The sequence below is a fragment of the Klebsiella sp. KP20-425-1 genome (assembly GCF_025813515.1).
Lineage (GTDB): Bacteria > Pseudomonadota > Gammaproteobacteria > Enterobacterales > Enterobacteriaceae > Klebsiella > Klebsiella pneumoniae.
The window spans coordinates 2218194-2235392 of sequence record NZ_CP109614.1; the positions used below are offsets into that span (position 1 = coordinate 2218194).

General features: G+C 50.9%; 15 protein-coding genes. 7 read left to right on the forward strand and 8 right to left on the reverse strand.

Annotated features, from left to right (window positions below; all coding sequences use genetic code 11):
• The first annotated feature begins 26 nt into the window (after positions 1–26).
• On the forward strand, positions 27–1064 hold the full coding sequence (locus tag OHJ17_RS10835) for a S66 family peptidase (RefSeq protein ID WP_004200181.1): 1038 nt from the start codon (positions 27–29) through the stop codon (positions 1062–1064).
• 236 nt (positions 1065–1300) lie between these two features.
• Positions 1301–2236 carry an ATP-grasp fold amidoligase family protein gene (locus tag OHJ17_RS10840; RefSeq protein ID WP_004148636.1) on the forward strand — a complete coding sequence of 312 codons (936 nt, stop codon included), beginning with the start codon at positions 1301–1303 and terminating at the stop codon, positions 2234–2236.
• Here the strand turns inward: OHJ17_RS10840 and ccrB are convergent.
• Entirely contained in the window at positions 2233–3294 is a 1062-nt protein-coding gene (gene ccrB / locus OHJ17_RS10845; protein WP_004184324.1) for a HAMP domain-containing histidine kinase CrrB, read from the reverse strand. The genes OHJ17_RS10840 and ccrB overlap by 4 nt on opposite strands.
• Positions 3291–3995 (reverse strand): response regulator, encoded by a 705-nt coding sequence (locus OHJ17_RS10850; protein ID WP_004151175.1) that lies wholly within the window; start codon positions 3993–3995, stop codon positions 3291–3293. Before OHJ17_RS10850 ends, ccrB begins: the two co-directional genes overlap by 4 nt.
• A 282-nt stretch (positions 3996–4277) precedes the next feature.
• On the opposite strand from OHJ17_RS10850, the gene OHJ17_RS10855 reads away from it, so the two are divergent.
• The 4 genes from OHJ17_RS10855 (at position 4278) to OHJ17_RS10870 (ending at position 9547) form a co-directional block, all read left to right on the forward strand.
• Positions 4278–4667, forward strand: coding sequence for a colistin resistant protein CrrC (locus tag OHJ17_RS10855; RefSeq protein WP_004219658.1), 390 nt, complete (start codon positions 4278–4280; stop codon positions 4665–4667).
• A 229-nt stretch (positions 4668–4896) separates the two neighbouring features.
• A complete protein-coding gene (locus OHJ17_RS10860; protein ID WP_004151176.1) occupies positions 4897–5781 on the forward strand; it encodes an ABC transporter six-transmembrane domain-containing protein in 885 nt (294 codons plus the stop codon).
• 37 nt (positions 5782–5818) lie between these two features.
• On the forward strand, positions 5819–8935 hold the full coding sequence (gene kexD, locus OHJ17_RS10865) for a multidrug efflux RND transporter permease subunit KexD (protein WP_004151177.1): 3117 nt from the start codon (positions 5819–5821) through the stop codon (positions 8933–8935).
• A gap of 75 nt (positions 8936–9010) precedes the next feature.
• Positions 9011–9547, forward strand: coding sequence for a GNAT family N-acetyltransferase (locus OHJ17_RS10870; RefSeq protein ID WP_032432495.1), 537 nt, complete (start codon positions 9011–9013; stop codon positions 9545–9547).
• A 128-nt stretch (positions 9548–9675) separates the two neighbouring features.
• Here the strand turns inward: OHJ17_RS10870 and OHJ17_RS10875 are convergent, their stop codons facing one another.
• The 4 genes from OHJ17_RS10875 to budA form a co-directional block, all read right to left on the reverse strand.
• A complete protein-coding gene (locus OHJ17_RS10875) occupies positions 9676–10317 on the reverse strand; it encodes a hypothetical protein (protein ID WP_004145379.1) in 642 nt (213 codons plus the stop codon).
• A 394-nt stretch (positions 10318–10711) separates the two neighbouring features.
• Positions 10712–11482 carry a (S)-acetoin forming diacetyl reductase gene (locus OHJ17_RS10880; protein WP_004151179.1) on the reverse strand — a complete coding sequence of 257 codons (771 nt, stop codon included), beginning with the start codon at positions 11480–11482 and terminating at the stop codon, positions 10712–10714.
• Between the two features lie 23 nt (positions 11483–11505).
• Positions 11506–13185 carry an acetolactate synthase AlsS gene (gene alsS, locus OHJ17_RS10885; RefSeq protein WP_004175750.1) on the reverse strand — a complete coding sequence of 560 codons (1680 nt, stop codon included), beginning with the start codon at positions 13183–13185 and terminating at the stop codon, positions 11506–11508.
• A 9-nt stretch (positions 13186–13194) separates the two neighbouring features.
• Positions 13195–13974 carry an acetolactate decarboxylase gene (gene budA, locus OHJ17_RS10890; protein ID WP_032433164.1) on the reverse strand — a complete coding sequence of 260 codons (780 nt, stop codon included), beginning with the start codon at positions 13972–13974 and terminating at the stop codon, positions 13195–13197.
• A gap of 106 nt (positions 13975–14080) precedes the next feature.
• Here budA and OHJ17_RS10895 point away from each other — a divergent pair, with 106 nt between their 5' ends.
• Positions 14081–14953, forward strand: a complete 873-nt coding sequence (locus tag OHJ17_RS10895; protein WP_032416243.1) for a LysR family transcriptional regulator — start codon at positions 14081–14083, stop codon at positions 14951–14953.
• 19 nt (positions 14954–14972) lie between these two features.
• Here OHJ17_RS10895 and OHJ17_RS10900 read toward each other — a convergent pair whose 3' ends face one another.
• Positions 14973–15743 carry a 3-hydroxybutyrate dehydrogenase gene (locus OHJ17_RS10900; protein ID WP_004189574.1) on the reverse strand — a complete coding sequence of 257 codons (771 nt, stop codon included), beginning with the start codon at positions 15741–15743 and terminating at the stop codon, positions 14973–14975.
• Positions 15744–15766: 23 nt separating this feature from the next.
• Positions 15767–17161: a GntP family permease gene (locus OHJ17_RS10905; RefSeq protein WP_196518524.1), complete on the reverse strand. Its 1395-nt coding sequence runs from the start codon at positions 17159–17161 to the stop codon at positions 15767–15769.
• Positions 17162–17199 lie beyond the last annotated feature (38 nt).

Consider the following 17199-nt stretch of genomic DNA (forward strand, 5'->3'; position numbering starts at 1 on the left):
CTATATGTTCTGAAAAGGATCTATCCATGAGTGTCCTCTTTCCACCCAGGCTGGCTCCAGGAGATGTTATTGGTGTAACCGCTCCCTCTGCTGGCGTACCTGAACATCTGCATCCCAGACTGGAACTCGCCATAAAAAACCTAAAGAAAAGAGGTTACCAGGTCCGCGAAGGACGCTGCTTACGCTCGCAGCACAAAAATAAAAGCGCCACTAAATTTTCCCGCGTTGAAGAATTAATGTCTTATCTTACTGACCCAGATATAAAAGCTGTTATGCCACCTTGGGGCGGTGATCTGGCGATGGAATTGCTTGATTTGATTGATTTTGATCTGTTGTCCCGGTCTAAACCAAAATGGTTTGTGGGCTTTTCAGATCTGAGTACACTTCATTTCCCACTGACGACGATATCGGGCTGGGCTACTTTGCATGGGCCAAACCTCATGGATCTTGGCGCTCAAAAGTTAGATGCCACCACTCAGGCCGTATGGGAAATTCTGGAATCGAATCGGGGAACTGTAATCAAACAGTACTCTTCAACAGCATTTCAAGCGGATGAAAATCAATGGGGAACAGCGTCAGACGGAGGTTTCAATCTGACCCAAAAAACACAGTGGAAACGCCTTGATGGTGTTACATCTTCTCTGACATTTAGCGGGAAACTGATCGGCGGCTGCCTCGAAATAATATCCAGGTTAGCAGGTACACCATTCGGGAATGTGCCCTTGTTCAAGGCGAGCAATAGCCCTCAAGGAATAATCCTCTATTTTGAAAATGTGGAAATGGCTCCCTGTGAATTAACACGCGCATTATTTAGCTTACGATTACAGGGTTGGTTTGATAACTTAAATGGTGTTCTTATCGGCAGAAGTGCTGCACCCGACGTAAGCGACCCGACTAAACATAATTATCTGGATGCCCTTAAAGCCGCTTTTGAGAATATTGCCGTGCCCGTACTGTATGATGTTGATATTGGCCACATACCTCCTCAAATATCCCTGGTCAATGGAGCCGATGCGACGGTATTTTTCGCTGAAAATGGTAGCTGGGTAACTCAGCAGTTGTAGATAAGGCAGTATTAATCACAAAGGCGGGCCTTGCTGTTCTTTTGCACTAAAGATCCGCTCTTCGTTCAGAGCGGATCTTCAGTGCAGTTAACTTTTCCGATTCGTGCAAGGCGCGGACAATGGTCCGGATTAATTTCTGTTAATAAAGAAGCAAGTCGGTCCATATACTCTCCATAATTTGCAAAAAATAAATCAACAAACCTCTGTCAGAATTTCCTTTCTGAACCGGAGGTGTTATGAACAAAATAAACTATCAAATCAAATACATTGAATATTTGTTAAGAAAATGCAGAACAATTTTGACTAATGACATTTCATTTCATGCAGACAGGTTAAGAGAAATATCTGGCACATATCCGGATTTACTCAACCCTGTAACGCTTAATGAGAAAATTTGCCATCGCATTTTATTTATCCACAACCCATTTTATACATTGCTTGCTGATAAACTTCTGGTCAGGCAGTATGTTGAGAAACGGACTAATTTAATTAAGCTTATTCCTTTAGTAGGTGTTTATAATAGAGTTGATGATATTGATTTCGACAAACTTCCCTCAAAATTTGTTTTGAAATGCAATCATGATAGTGGTAGCGCGGTCATATGCACGGATAAAACGAATATTGATCCCGCTAAGGTTAAAAGCAAATTAAAACTATCTCTTAAAAAGAACATGTATTATACGACCCGAGAATGGCAGTATAAAAACATACCACCCGTGATCCTATGCGAAATGTATCTGGATCTATTTTCCAGTAAACACCGGAATATAACTCCGGAAATGATAAGAATACATTGCTTTCACGGTGTGGCATGTTTTATCGAGGCCGACTTTACTGACAGCGATGGAAACGAATTCATTAACGTTTATGACAGAGCGTGGAATTTACAACCCTTTCAGATGGAATACCCAAACACGCCATTGCCGGTTGATGAACCAGAATCATTTCATAAATCCGTTATTGCCGCCCAGGACTTAGCAAAAGAAATAGACTACTGCCGCGTCGATCTTATGCTAAAAGGAGATGATATCTATTTCAGCGAAATAACATTAAGTCCCAAAAGAGGCAAACTTAAAATCACCCCATCAATTTGGGACGCAAAACTCGGCAGTATGTGGGATCTGTCTCTTGCTAAAACAGGTTCGATCGAGCCTGTGTATTCATGCCCTTAAACAGGCCATGAGAGTTTGAAAAGTGAGCCATTTTCTGGTGTTAAACTATAGCTAACGTCTCCACCGTGGGCGCACATAATGGCTTTAACTACCGACAACCCTAAACCACAGCCCTCTGGATTAATATTTTTGGCGTATTCTCCTCGCTGAAAAGGCTGGAATAAGGACTTCTGGAGTTCTTCAGGAATTCCAGGTCCTTGGTCCTGAACGATAATAAAATTATCGTTTCCTGTAATACCATTCTTTATTAACAGCGTTTGTGATGTGGAGTATTTTAAGGCATTGTCAAAAAGAACGGTGAGGCACTGAATAATGCGTAAGGGATCGCAAACGCAATACTGCTGGTTAATCTCAGTGACAATTTTGAAATGCTTTTTATCAAAGTCCGGCCAAAAGGTATCAAGCGCATTTGAAATCGTGGCCTTGAGATCGACTTCACTCAGCATCAAGGAGTACCCTGCGCCTCCTGAAGAACTCACGACGCGGAGATCTTCAATTAAGTTGGTCAGACCTTCAGTTTGTTTAAGAAGGTTTCTGAATAACGACGGTTCTGGTTCGAAAACGCCGTCAACCAGTCCCTGAAGCCTCCCACGTAAGATAGTCACCGGCGTCCGGAGTTCATGAGCAATTGCAGCATTCCATAAATTTCGCTGCGCATCCAGCGTCTGTAACTTTTCAGCCATCTCATTAAAGTCATTGACGAGCCTATTCATCTCTCCCAACTTAGAACTGCTGTTAAATGCTCTGGCACTAAGGTTTCCCTGAGAGATTTGTTTCAGGCTGTATGCAACGTCATTCAGTGGGTTGAATATTCTTGCAGACAGCTTTACGGTAAAGAAAAGTGCAACGACCAGACTGGTAATGGACGCCATCAGAATCCACATCCAGTCAAGGAATGTCATAGCATCTTCACTACCTTCGTTCATTCCACCCGGCAGGTAATAAATCAGGAAACTATAAAATAAGTAGGAACCTAGTATTGCAATGGCAATAATAACAAACGTTAACAACAACATATATGTCAAAATCTGACGGCTCAGAATCGTTTCTTTGTTCATTTTTTGTCACCCAACCGGTAGCCTAATCCTCGGATGCTTTCCGGAATGCCCTTCAATCCGGCATGTTCAAGCTTTTTCCGAAGTTTACTCATATGACTGTCTACAGTACGATCCAGCGAGTCTCCCTCAGGTAAACACGCATCGAGTAACTCTTCACGTGAACAGACTTTTCTCGGGTTTCTCGCCAAATAGGTTAAAAGCTTAAACTCAGTGGTGGTTAATACTGGCGTGGAAACCTCACCTTGTGCAGTGATTTCAACGTAAAACTCATCAGGATAAATCGTTAAAAAAGGCGTTCTTAAAGGCCGTGAATGTGTAGACTCTGCAACCGGTCTGGTTCTGCGAAGCACAGCTTCAACCCGGGCAATAACCTCAGATGGATTGAAGGGTTTTATCACATAGTCGTCAGCCCCGAGCCGTAGCCCCATCAGTTTATCAACGTCTTGATCCAGTGCTGTCACCATGATGACCGGTACATTCGTTTCCTTTCTTAACGTGGTGAGAACATTCCAGCCATCGTACACGGGCAGGTGGATGTCCAATAGCAGGAGATCAGGCTTGTTCAGACGGGTAAGATTGATTGCCTGCTCACCGTCTTCGGCTCTTAAGGTTTTCATACCTGCCTTACGTAAATAGCCTGTCAGTATGGCAGCGATGTCATCATCGTCTTCTGCGACGATAATCAGATTGTTGTTGTTCATATTTTCTTCCACAGTGCTGATGACAACATGCATTTTACCCTGAAAGCACTTTTATCGTCATGCTTAAAGCTCTTTAACTCAATTACAAACATTAATTTTCAATTTGATGTCTTTTGACAGGTACTTTTTGGAAAAGTTCATCAAGAAATTTTCTTAAAATTTTACCAGACTCACTCTCCATATTCACTACACATTTTATAAATAATTAATCAACATCGCTAAGTGATAATCTACAACCAGGTTAAGTGGTGCATGCAATATGTACTTTGTCTAAGGAGTTTTATGGTGCTGACTAAATGTTTTTTCCGGCGCGAGAATTTGATGGCCTCACTTTTATTTTGCATCGTTTCATATGGGTTGCTATCTACCTGGCTTTACCTTGTGCATTCAATTAATGAAAAAGTAGAATCAACATTACCCTCATCTTTACTGATTCGTGTTTTGATAATCATTACAGCATTATCATTTATTATTCAGAAAAAACCTGGAGTTTTTAAAAACTTCATTGCAATAACATTCGGTCTGGTTTTAGTGTTTATACACACCATCATTGTATTACATCTGCTTTTGAATACTTTTCCAGATATCTATGATTTTGTTTTTTATTATGAATTTTTTTTAATGGTTTTCTTTTGCGGACTACCTTTATGTTTATGTATAAGAATGGTTTGATATTATGCAATGTCAATATGATACATAACCTCAGGAGTGAGTACACATATCCTCCATAAAACATCCATTCACGATTGACATCATCACGTTACACTTAGCACATGGATTTATGACTGCTCTGTTCTGCTGTCTCGTTTCACTTAGCTGACATAATAAACCAACTGCAGAACCCTTTACACACAGATGTTTAATATAATTTATCATGATTTATAAAGGCAACGACAAACCTATGGCCCCCGGGGTTGCTATCTCACTTAAGAGACTTGCCTGGCGGCACAGAAAGAAATTGTGCATTACTTTCATGCTGGTTATTGCTGAAAACGTTGCATTCCTGCTCTACCCCGTTCTGGCGGGCATGGCGATAAATGCCATCCTGGGCGGACAGACGTCACATGCGGCCCTTTATGGCCTGATGGTTCTGTTCATGTGGTGCATGGGAGCCGCCAGACGTAGTGTCGATACGCGAACGTTTGCACGTATCTACGCAAGTCTTGCTGTGACTGTAGTATTATCCCAGCGAAAATATTCACTTAATCACTCGACTATTGCTGCGAGAGTCACTCTGTCGCGTGAATTTGTAGATTTCTTCGAGTTGCACCTTCCCGTATTGATCACCTCGATCATTTCCCTTTTCGGCGCAGCAATTATGCTGTTATGGATTGAATTCTGGACAGGTATAGCCTGTTTGATCATCGTGGCAATACTGATGTGTTTTGTCTCAAGCTATGCCAGCAAAAATGAGACATTCTACAGACGGCTGAATAATCGCCTTGAGAAAGAGGTCGATTATGTTAATAAGGCGTCTTTTGGTGCTCTTAAGCGACATTATGACACACTTGCTCGTCTGCGCGTGGTGTTATCCGACAGAGAGGCATGGGGATATTTATCAATAGGCCTTCTGGTTTCTGCTCTCTTTTCCATGACCATTATCAGGATGAGCATGGAATCCGGAATTAATGCCGGACATATTTATTCCGTCATGACCTATATGTGGATGTTTGCAACAAGCCTTGATGACGCACCACAACTTCTTGAGAAATTTTCCCAGCTCAGGGATATCGGTAAACGGGTTTCGACTGACGATGAGACCTCTTTATCAGGAAAACCATGCTGAACTTTTACCCTTTGTATGTTGACTGGAAGTACACCTGATGCCGCACTTTTTCATTGAGCGCCCCATCTTCGCATGGGTTATTGCCCTGTTTATTGTTCTGACGGGACTGTTGTCCATACCTCGTTTACCGGTTGCGCAATACCCTGAAGTTGCGCCACCCGGTATTATCATTTCAGTGAGTTACCCTGGAGCTAGCCCGGAAGTGATGAACACATCCGTCGTGTCTCTGATCGAGCGTGAAATTTCGAGTGTTGACAATTTACTCTATTTTGAATCTTCCAGTGACACGACAGGGATGGCGTCAATTACGGTAACTTTCAAACCCGGCACCGACATCAAACTCGCCCAGATGGATCTGCAAAACCAAATTAAAATTGTGGAATCTCGCCTGCCGCAGTCGGTAAGACAGAATGGGATAAATGTTGAGGCAGCTAATTCCGGTTTTTTAATGATGGTGGGGTTAAAATCGCCAAGCGGAGCCTATCAGGAAGCTGACTTAAGCGATTATTTTGCAAGGAATGTTACTGATGAACTCCGTCGCGTACCTGGTGTAGGTAAAGTCCAGCTTTTTGGCGGAGAAAAGGCACTCCGCATATGGCTGGACCCGATGAAATTACACAGCTATGGGCTCTCTGTTACGGATGTATTAAGCGCCATCAGTCAACAAAACGTGATTGTTTCACCGGGCAGAACCGGAGATGAACCCGCGACGAGCAGTCAAGAGGTGACCTATCCAATAACGGTAAAAGGGCAGCTCTCTTCGGTTGAAGAATTTCGCAATATCACGATTAAATCACAGGTCTCAGCCGCCCGGGTGACACTGGCAGACGTTGCCCGCGTGGAATCCGGGTTGCAAAGTTACGCATTTGGCATCCGTGAAAATGGCGTGCCTGCAACGGCTGCCGCCATTCAGTTGTCTCCTGGCGCAAATGCGATTAGTACTGCGTCGGGTATCCGCGCGCGGTTAACAGAACTGTCCGGTGTGCTTCCCGAGGGAATGACATTCACCGTGCCTTTCGATACGGCTCCATTTGTAAAGCTATCGATATTGAAGGTAGTTGAGACATTTGTTGAAGCCATGGTTCTGGTCTTTTTCGTGATGCTGCTTTTCCTTCACAAGATACGCTGTACGCTTATTCCTGCGATTGTGGCACCCGTGGCGCTGCTCGGCACATTTACCGTAATGCTATTAAGCGGTTATTCCATCAATATTTTAACCATGTTTGGAATGATACTGGCCATCGGGATTATTGTTGACGATGCTATTGTTGTGGTGGAGAACGTCGAACGACTGATGGAAGACAAAAAAATGTCTCCACAGGATGCAACGCGAGAAGCGATGCGTGAAATTACGCCGGCAATCATTGGTATTACGCTGGTGCTCACTGCGGTGTTTATACCAATGGCCTTTGCCAGCGGTTCTGTGGGTATTATTTATCGACAGTTCAGCATTTCGATGGCGATATCCATTTTACTGTCGGCATTCCTGGCGCTGACGTTAACGCCTGCGCTTTGTGCAACCCTGCTCAAACCACATGGTATTCATCAGGGTAAAAGCAGCGTATTTTCAGCGTGGTTTAACGCTCACTTTCATCGCCTGACTTCGTTTTACGCCACTGGTCTGGGATTTGTACTGAAGCGTACTGGCCGTATGATGATGATCTACGCTGCATTATGTTTGGCATTGTTTGCCGGGCTGTCCACCTTACCATCATCATTTTTACCCGATGAAGATCAGGGTTATTTTATGTCCTCAATCCAGCTTCCTTCTGATGCCACGATGCAGCGGACGCTTAAGGTCGTCGATACATTTGAAGAGGAGATCGCCCATCGGCAGGCGGTAGAAAGTAACATTATGATTCTGGGATTTGGTTTTTCAGGGTCAGGCCAAAATTCGGCCATGGCATTCACCACCCTCAAGGACTGGAGACAACGCAAAGGAACCACGGCACAGGAAGAAGCTGACCATATTCGGTCCCAAATGGCAAACGTGCCGGACGCCGTAACAATGAGTCTGCTGCCTCCGGCTATTTCTGATATGGGAACCTCATCCGGGTTCACTTATTATTTACAGGACAGAGGGGGGAAAGGCTATCAGGCACTCAAAAAGGCGGCCGATGAGCTTATTGTACAGGCAAATCATAATCCTCACCTTGCCGATGTCTATATTGATGGACTTGGTGAGGGAACAAGCCTTTCCCTGCATGTCGACAGGGAAAAAGCGGAAGCCATGGGGGTTTCGTTTGATGAAATAAATCAAACCATTTCCGTTGCAGCAGGTTCCAATTATGTTAATGACTATACCAATAATGGTCGGGTTCAGCAGGTTATCGTCCAGGCGGATGCGCCATACCGGATGCAGCCTGAACAACTTTTGGCTTTGTCTGTTAAAAACCGTCTGGGGCAGATGCTTCCATTATCCACTTTTGTGACGCTTTCGTGGAATGTTGCACCGCAGCAACTGATACGCTATCAGGGATATCCTGCCATACGCATAACCGGGAGTTCCGCACAGGGAAAATCGTCAGGTACCGCAATGGCGGCAATGGACAATCTGGCTAAGCACTTACCACCGGGGTTCGCCGGGGAGTGGGCGGGAAGTTCGTTACAGGAAAAAGAGTCTGCATCACAGCTTCCGGGTCTTATTGTGCTCTCGGTACTGGTGGTATTCATGGTGCTGGCTGCTCTTTACGAAAGCTGGTCCATTCCCTTCGCGGTCATGCTCGTTGTTCCTCTGGGGCTGCTCGGCGCTGTGCTGGCCGTATCCGTTACAAATATGACGAATGACGTCTTTTTCAAAGTGGGTCTGATAACCCTGATTGGACTTTCCGCCAAGAATGCGATTCTGATTATCGAGTTCGCGAGACAATTGATGAAAGAAGGAAAGAGCCTTATTGACGCGACATTGACGGCTGCAAAGCTACGCTTACGGCCAATTCTGATGACTTCTCTGGCTTTCACATTAGGTGTTGTTCCGCTGATGCTTGCCAGTGGAGCCAGCGACAGCACGCAGCATGCGATTGGTACCGGTGTATTCGGCGGGATGATTAGCGGAACGCTACTGGCCATTTTCTTTGTTCCGGTATTTTTCGTGACGATCACACGATTTACAGGCATGCGAAAATACAGACTGGGGAATAGCCGGAACGGCTAATCTCTGCCCTGTGTTCCGGCCAGTTTAAAGCAGACTTCTTGCTGAACTGGCTGGCATTACATTATCAAGGACATTATGACCATCATTACCACTCAAAGATTAATCATTCGCCATTTTAAGGAAGAGGATGCGGCAGCTCTTTTCGATTACCTCTCTTCACCACGTACTCCTTGCTTTAAGGATGAAAAGTTACATTCACTCGCTGAGGCAGAGGTCGACGTGGCTAAACGAGCCTCTGACCCAACACAGTTTGCCGTTTGTCTAAAAGAAACCGATACGTTAATCGGACATCTTTTTGCGGACAATAGCAACGAACCAGACAACAATACCTGGTCAGTAGGCTGGCATTTTAATCAACGTTTTGAACATCAGGGATATGCAAGCGAGTCAGTTGCTGTACTGTTTGATTATTTATTTAAAGTAAAAGGCGCCAGACGTTTGTATGCCTGGGTGGAAGATTATAATTACTCCTCTCAAAAACTATGCGAGCGACTACTTATGCGACGTGAAGGATGTTTTAAAGAATTTGTCTCCTTTGAAAACGAGGAGGGTAAGGCAAGGTATGACGACACATACATCTATGCGTTACTGCATAAAGAATGGACGAAGTAGAGGACGAAGAAAAATGTCCGCTCCTCGCTCATGGCGGACCTTTGGCTCAGTTAACAGTTCGCGCCGTGCCAGAAGCGGATCTCGCTTACTGCCAGGTATCAGTATTTACGGGAAGCAGATCAGCCAGGCTAGGGATATCTATTATTGAGTATTGAACTGAAATCGTATGTCTTGGATTTAAAATCGTTTGCGGGTGGGATATAGGCATTGAGCTTTTTACTGATGCTTGATACTCTCAGAGCACAAGCAGCGACCCAACACCATACTATAAAAGCCACAATAACGACGTATAGAGATTTCAAAATCTCTATACCATCACTCTGTGAAGAACCTCTGTATATCTCAGCACCGATATATAATAGCAACGATATTAACACAAAAGGTATTATCCACTTATGGAATTTATGAGGGTATATATTCCCGTTAGTAATTGTGTACATGCCCTGATAACGCAAGACTGCCTTCAAGGACGGAATCAATGACTGTGCATAATCGGAACTCAAGCATATGATTTTATAAGATAAATGCCAATCTCTATGCAGTCCGAACGACTGTAGGCGGAACTGCTGTTCCGCCTTTGCTAACGGATCGGAGATGGGTACAGAAGAGGTTCTAAGCCATTCGACTGCTTTTATCTGCTCGGAGGATGAGCGTGAAAAAAAGTCTCTGCGATGAAACTGAATATACTTTTTTGTAATCGCTCCAATGATAGTAAGAATGACTGCGGAACCCACTTGGTTACTAAATAGGTCCTTTATTATCGATATCATAGCTTTTCTCCTGCTTATCTAATTTCTAAAAGAGATAATATTTTATTTTTTAAAAGCTAAAAAATTTGGTTCCTCAATTTTATAGCAACTACAGTTCCTTTCAAAAGATCTCAGTCTAAAGAATACTACTTTCTCCGGCAGCAACTCCATTACCTGTGGTTTAACACGTAGCATAAAGTCATCAATGGAGCTATCCCGTTCCCGAACTTCCGCTCCTCGCTCAAATCAGACCTTCATCCCAGTCAGATTGCCCACGTCGTGTCGAAGCGTAAGTGAGAACGCCAGAAGCCCTCAAATATCGATGCTTCGTTTCTCCGGGATGCTTACACTTACACCCAAACCAAAAAAAGCCCCTGCGCGAAAGCAGGGGCAAGCCATGTCAGAGCTTTTTTTATTAGTTAAACACCATCCCGCCGTCGATCAGCAATGACTGACCGGTCATATAATCAGAATCCGGGCTGGCAAGATAGGAGACGCAGGCGGCGACATCTTCCGGCTCGGACAGGCGGCCGAGGGTGATGCGTTTGGCGAACTCGGCGGTACCGTAGCCCAGCGGTTTACCGGCGGCTTCGGACACCTGGCGGTCAATTTCGGCCCACATTGGCGTTTTGACAATCCCCGGGCAGTAGCCGTTGACTGTGATGCCCAGCGGCGCGAGGTCGCGAGCGGCGGTCTGGGTTAAGCCGCGTACGGCGAATTTACTCGAGCTATATACCGCCAGCTCCGGGTTGCCGACGTGGCCGGCCTGGGAACAGGCGTTGATGATTTTCCCGCCGTGACCCTCTTTCTTAAAGGCCTCGACCGCCGCCTGGATGCCCCAGATCACCCCTTTGACGTTGATATTGTAGACTTTGTCGACAATCTCCGGGGTAATGGACTCGATCGGCGTGGACGGCGCCACGCCGGCGTTGTTGACGATGACGTCGAAGCCGCCCAGCGTTTTGCGCGCCTGTTCGACGGCGGCAAATACCTGGTCGCGGTCGGAGACATCCACTTTCACCGCCATGGCGCGGCCGCCGGCCTGGTTGATTTCGGAGGCGACCGCTTTGGCGGTGGCGTCGTTATAATCGGCAATGGCCACGGCAAATCCATCCTTCACCAGACGAAGGGCGATAGCTTTACCAATCCCCTGGCCGGCGCCGGTAACAAGTGCGACTTTTTTCATTTTCCTTTCCTTATTGTGATGACTTACAGAATCTGACTCAGATGCAGCTGGCCCATCAGCAGCGGGTTATCGCGATAATCCACCGGGATGGCCACTACCGCCGGGCCGTCGACGTCCATCGCCGCGCGCAGGGTCGGCTCCAGCGCCTCGGCGCTTTCCACGGCAAACCCTTTCGCGCCGAAGGATTCGGCATAGGCTTTAAAATCCATCGGCCCGAACTCGACGCCGGACAGGCGCTGATATTTTTTCTCTTCCTGGATAGCGACCATGTTGTAGCCGTTATCGACCCAGATCAGGTGCAGCACGTTGGCTTTCAGGCGGACGGCGGTCTCCAGCTCCATGCTCGACTGCAGGAAGCCGCCGTCGCCGGAGACGGAGACCACTTTGCGCTCAGGATTGACCAGCCAGGCGCCGATGGCCCAGGGTAGGGCGACGCCCATGGTCTGCTGGCCGTTGGAGATCATCACCTGGCGGGCGCGGAAGCTGTACAGGTAGCGGGCAATCCAGATATGGAAGCTGCCCATGTCCACGGTTAACGTGACGTCGCTGTTGACGATGTCCTGCATGGCGCGAACGATGCGCAGGGGATGCAGGGCAAACTGGTTGAGCTGCGCGCCGCGGCGGTCCAGCAGCTCGCGCTGGTGCTGGCGGTCGCGGAGGATCTCCGCCGCCTGCGGGGAGAGCACCAGCCGATGATCGATATTTTGCGCCAGCTTGTTGAGAGTGCCGGCGATATCGCCCACCAGCTCGACATCCGGGGTGTAGTTGCGCTCTTCATAGGCGGGCAGCACGTCGATGTGCACCAGCGTCGCGTTGCCGCTGTTCCACATCGCCGGTTCGTATTCCACCGGGCTGTAGCCGATGCAGATCACCAGGTCGGCGAGCTGCAGCAGACGGTCCCCGGCCTGGTTGTTAAACAGCCCAACCCGGCCGGCGAAGCGTGAGAAGTTATCCTGATTCACCGCTCCGGCGGCCTGATAGGTGCTGGTGACTGGAATATGGCTGGTCTCCAGCAAACGGCGCAGCGCCTTGCTGTTTTCCGGCTGGCTGGCCATCAGGCCGAGCAGGAAGATCGGGTTCTTCGCCTGGGCGATAAGCTTCGCCACCTGGTCGATGGCATCATCCGGCGCGGCGCCCATCTGCGGGGCCCCGCTGGCCGGCAGCACTTTGCCGCTGACCGGGCCATCGACCACATCCTGCGGCAGGCTAACGAACGCGCTGCCCGGCCGGCCCTGCTCGGCGGCGCGGAAGGCGTTGGAGACCACTTCCGCCAGCGCATCCGGCGCCGTCACCTCGACGGCGTATTTGGTTACCGGGCTGAACATCGCCACCGTATCCATACTCTGATGGACCTGTTTGGCTTTATCGGCGCGTTTTACCGCGCCGCCCAGGGCCACCACCGGGTCGCCTTCGCTGTTCGCGGTGGCCATGCCGGTGATCAGGTTAGAACAACCCGGACCGGAGGTGACCAGCGCCACGCCCGCTTTGCCGGTAATACGTCCGACGGCGGCGGCCATAAATGCGGCGTTGGCTTCGTGGCGTACCGGAATAATGCGAATGGAGGAATCCAGCAGTGAGTCGAAGACCTTGTCGATTTTGGCGCCGGGGATGCCGAACACCTGGCGTACCCCCTGAGCTTCCAGCTGACTGACGACGAGATCGGCGCCGTGCGCCCACTGGCGTACCGGATACTGTTTGTCCATGTGACCCCCTTAACTTTCTACGGAACGGATGGCGGCATCGAGATTATCGGGATGCAGATTAGCCTGCAGGAACGCGCTGTCGGCGGGCAGGTCGATCATCAGCTTGTGAATTTCGCCGAAGGTCAGCACCCCGTGGTCGAGCTGGTAATCCAGCAGGTGACCGCCGCCTTTGCGGTCATCGGTAATAAAATGCTCGTGATACCCGGCGACGTTGATCCCCTGCATATGCTGCGGGGTCCGAAAGCCGACCAGCACCCCTTCGCGCTGGTTAAAGCGGAACACCGGCTGATCGTCGAGGACGTCGGTCATCGCCCGGTACGGCGGCGTCTGGCGCGGCACGGTGCGGGTATGGGCATGGCGGAAATGGCCGTCGATGCGCAGGGCGCAGAACAGGTTGTCAGAGGGGATTTGCTGGTCGATCACCGCGTGCAGCTGCTGGCGGCTCACCGGATGGTCAAAGGTTTTCCGGTACTGCGGCTGGAACCAGGTCATCACCGCGAACGGCGTTTTCTGCTCCGGCTGGGCTTTGCGCGCGCTGCCGTCGGCGCGCAGCTGATAGACCTGACTGCTGAAGGCGATCAGCTCCCCGTCCAGCTCATTAAAGGTGCCGAGGCCGAAATCGCCGTGTTTCAGCAGGTCGGCGATGGTGGTGCTGCCTTCGTAAACCCCGCTCAGCAGGGCGCTCATGAGCGATGTCTGATAGAGTACGCTCTCGGGATGCTGCGCGGAAAACGCCCGCAGGGTTTCGCATAGACTCTCTTCGCAGGTGCATTCAGCAGAATGATTCATAAACCACTTCCTCGTTCAACAAATATAAGAAAGGTTAAATAAATGTTGACCCGATTCAGCTCACAGTTCCAATATAGAAACCATGCTGGTTTGAGACGTTTTCGATATGGAACTTCGTTATCTTCGCTATTTTGTCGCCGTCGCCAGGACGCGGCACTTCACCCAGGCCGCCAAGGAGCTGGGTATTTCACAGCCTCCGTTAAGTCAGCAAATTCAGCGGCTTGAGCGCGAAGTGGGGACCCCGCTGTTTCGGCGTTTAACCCGCGGGGTGGAGCTGACGGAAGCGGGAGAGTCTTTCTATGAGGATGCCCGCCAGATCCTCGCCATGAGCGATGCGGCGCTGGAGAAGGCCAAGGGCATTGCGCGCGGGATGAACGGCAGCCTGTCGCTAGGCATTACCAGTTCTGATGCTTTCCATCCGCAAATCTTCACGCTGCTGCACCGTTTTCAGCTCGACCACCCCGGGGTGACCCTGCACCAGATGGAAGACAATATGGCCAATCTGATGACCGCCCTGAGCGAGGCCGAGCTGGATATCGCCTTCGTCCGCCTGCCGTGCGAGAGCAGTAAAGCCTTTAATCTGCGGATTATCGATGAGGAGCCGATGGTTATCGCGCTGCCGCGCGATAACCCGCTGGCGACGCAGCCGACCCTGGCCCTGGAGAAGCTGCGCGACGTGGCGCCGATCCTCTTCCCGCGGGAGGTGGCCCCCGGGCTGTATGAGCTGGTGTATAACAGTTGCCTGCGCGCCGGGATCGATATGGAGCGCGCCTGGCAGTCGTCGCAAATTTCGTCGTCGCTGAGCATGGTCAATGCTGGCTTCGGCTTCGCGCTGGTTCCGCAGTCGATGACCTGCATCCAGCAGCCGAACGTCAGCTATCACCCGCTTAGCGGGGCGCCGCTGAAGACCGATATCGCCATCGCCTGGCGGCGCTTCGAGCGCTCGCGTACGGTGAAACGCTTTCTGGCGATGTTCTGATCTTCGCGGCGCCAGCGGCTTACTGCGCCACCCAGCCGCCATCCATGTTCCATGCGGCGCCGCGCACCTGGGCGGCGGCATCGCTGCACAGAAACAGCGCCATTTCGCCCAGCTGCTGCGGGGTGACAAACTCCCCGGAGGGCTGCTTTTCCGCCAGCAGCTGCGCGCTGGCCTGCTCCGGGTCGACCCCCTCAGCGATGCGTTTGTCGATCTGCTGCTGCACCAGCGGGGTTAGCACCCAGCCAGGGCAGATGGCGTTGCAGGTGATGCCGCTACGCGCGGTTTCCAGGGCCACGGTTTTGGTCAGCCCGACCACCGCGTGCTTGGCGGCGACGTAGGCCGATTTCTCTTTCGACGCCACCAGGCCATGCACTGAGGCAATGTTGATGATGCGCCCCCAGTTGCGCTGGCGCATACCCGGCAGCGCCAGGCGGGTGGTGTGGAAGACGCTGGAGAGATTGATGGCGAGAATATCGTTCCATTTGTCCACCGGGAACTGCTCCACCGGGGCCACGTGCTGGATGCCGGCGTTATTGATCACGATATCGACGCCGCCGAAGGTGCTTTCGGCATAGTGCATCATCGCCTCGATCTGCCCGACGTCGCGCAGGTCGGCGTCGTGATAGCCGGGGATCTTGCCCAGCGCGGCGACTTCAGCCCGGGCGTGGCTGCTGTCGCCGAAGCCATTGAGCACCAGCTGGGCGCCTGCCTGCGCAAGCACTTTGGCGATCCCTAAACCGATGCCGCTGGTGGAGCCGGTGACCAGCGCCGTTTTACCGTGTAAGTTCATTTTATTACTCCTTCAATCTGGTATCAGACAATGCCGGTCACATAGAACGTGGCAATGACAAACAGTACCGCGAGGCTTTTGATCACCGTGATGGCGAAAATGCCGCCGTAGGCCTGGCGATGGCTCAGGCCGGTGATCGCCAGCAGGGTGATCACCGCCCCGTTATGCGGCAGGGTGTCCATGCCGCCGCTGGCCATGGCGGCGACACGGTGCAGGACCTCGAGCGGAATATTGGCGGCGTGGGCGGCGGCGACAAAGGTCTCGGACATCGCCGCCAGGGCGATGCTCATCCCCCCGGAGGCCGAACCGGTGATCCCGGCCAGCACCGTGACGCTGATCGCCTCGTTTAACAGCGGATTGGGAATGGTCGCGAGGGCTTTTGACAGCACAAGGAAACCCGGCAGGGCGGCGATAACCGCGCCGAAGCCATACTCAGAGGCGGTGTTCATCGCCGCGAGAATAGCCCCGCCCACCGCCGTCCGACTTCCCTCCGCCAGCCGGCCGCGGATATTGCGATAGCCGCAAACCAGCACCAGCACAATGCCGGAGAGCAGCGCCGCCTGCACCGCCCAGATGGCGGTGATTTTCCCCACTTCGGTGACGACAGGCTTCGCCAGACCCGGCAGGGTGAGCTCATGGCTTGCGCCGTACCACTGCGGGATCCAGTGGGTGAACAGCAAATTCAGCACCCCCACCAGCAGCAACGGGGCGATAGCGATTAGCGGATGCGGCAGATCGATGTCATCCGGGGTCTGCGGCTCATTTTGCAGGTCGGTCCCATAGCCTTCGCCGCGGGCCTGCGCTTTGCGGCGCTGACGCTCCAGCCACAGCAAACCGAAGATGATAATGAACAGCGAGCCGATAAGCCCCAGCCATGGGGCCGCCCAGGCGTTGGTGCCGAAGAAGCTGGTGGGAATAATATTCTGGATCTGCGGCGTGCCGGGCAGGGCGTCCATGGTAAACGAGAATGCCCCGAGGGCGACGGTGGCGGGGATCAGCCGTTTGGGGATCCCGCTCTGGCGAAATAGTTCGGCGGCGAAAGGGTAGACGGCAAAGGCCACCACAAACAGCGACACCCCGCCGTAGGTCAGCAGGGCGCACACCAGCACGATCACCGGGATCGCGTGGCGGCGCCCAAGGATGCGGATGGCGGCGGCGACAATCGAACGTGAGAATCCCGACAGCTCAATCAGCTTGCCGAATACCGCGCCCAGCAGAAACACCGGGAAATAGAGCTTCACAAAGCCGACCATTTTTTCCATAAACAGGCCGGTAAAGGCCGGGCCGACCGCGCCCGGGTCGGTGAGGAGCACCGCGCCGAGGGCGGCGATCGGCGCAAAGAGGATCACGCTGTATCCACGGTAGGCTGCCAGCATCAGTAACGCCAGCGCGGCCAGGGCTATTATCACACTCATCACGACGTCTCACTCTCATTGTTATTGTAGGGGTACAGAAC

Bases quoted from the DNA above. Each gene is read 5' to 3' on its own strand.
- OHJ17_RS10835 (WP_004200181.1), top strand. From the start codon at position 27: ATGAGTGTCCTCTTTCCACCCAGGCTGGCTCCAGGAGATGTTATTGGT.
- OHJ17_RS10840 (WP_004148636.1), top strand. From the start codon at position 1,301: ATGAACAAAATAAACTATCAAATCAAATACATTGAATATTTGTTAAGA.
- ccrB (WP_004184324.1), bottom strand. From the start codon at position 3,294: ATGAACAAAGAAACGATTCTGAGCCGTCAGATTTTGACATATATGTTG.
- OHJ17_RS10850 (WP_004151175.1), bottom strand. From the start codon at position 3,995: ATGAACAACAACAATCTGATTATCGTCGCAGAAGACGATGATGACATC.
- OHJ17_RS10855 (WP_004219658.1), top strand. From the start codon at position 4,278: ATGGTGCTGACTAAATGTTTTTTCCGGCGCGAGAATTTGATGGCCTCA.
- OHJ17_RS10860 (WP_004151176.1), top strand. From the start codon at position 4,897: ATGGCCCCCGGGGTTGCTATCTCACTTAAGAGACTTGCCTGGCGGCAC.
- kexD (WP_004151177.1), top strand. From the start codon at position 5,819: ATGCCGCACTTTTTCATTGAGCGCCCCATCTTCGCATGGGTTATTGCC.
- OHJ17_RS10870 (WP_032432495.1), top strand. From the start codon at position 9,011: ATGACCATCATTACCACTCAAAGATTAATCATTCGCCATTTTAAGGAA.
- OHJ17_RS10875 (WP_004145379.1), bottom strand. From the start codon at position 10,317: ATGATATCGATAATAAAGGACCTATTTAGTAACCAAGTGGGTTCCGCA.
- OHJ17_RS10880 (WP_004151179.1), bottom strand. From the start codon at position 11,482: ATGAAAAAAGTCGCACTTGTTACCGGCGCCGGCCAGGGGATTGGTAAA.
- alsS (WP_004175750.1), bottom strand. From the start codon at position 13,185: ATGGACAAACAGTATCCGGTACGCCAGTGGGCGCACGGCGCCGATCTC.
- budA (WP_032433164.1), bottom strand. From the start codon at position 13,974: ATGAATCATTCTGCTGAATGCACCTGCGAAGAGAGTCTATGCGAAACC.
- OHJ17_RS10895 (WP_032416243.1), top strand. From the start codon at position 14,081: ATGGAACTTCGTTATCTTCGCTATTTTGTCGCCGTCGCCAGGACGCGG.
- OHJ17_RS10900 (WP_004189574.1), bottom strand. From the start codon at position 15,743: ATGAACTTACACGGTAAAACGGCGCTGGTCACCGGCTCCACCAGCGGC.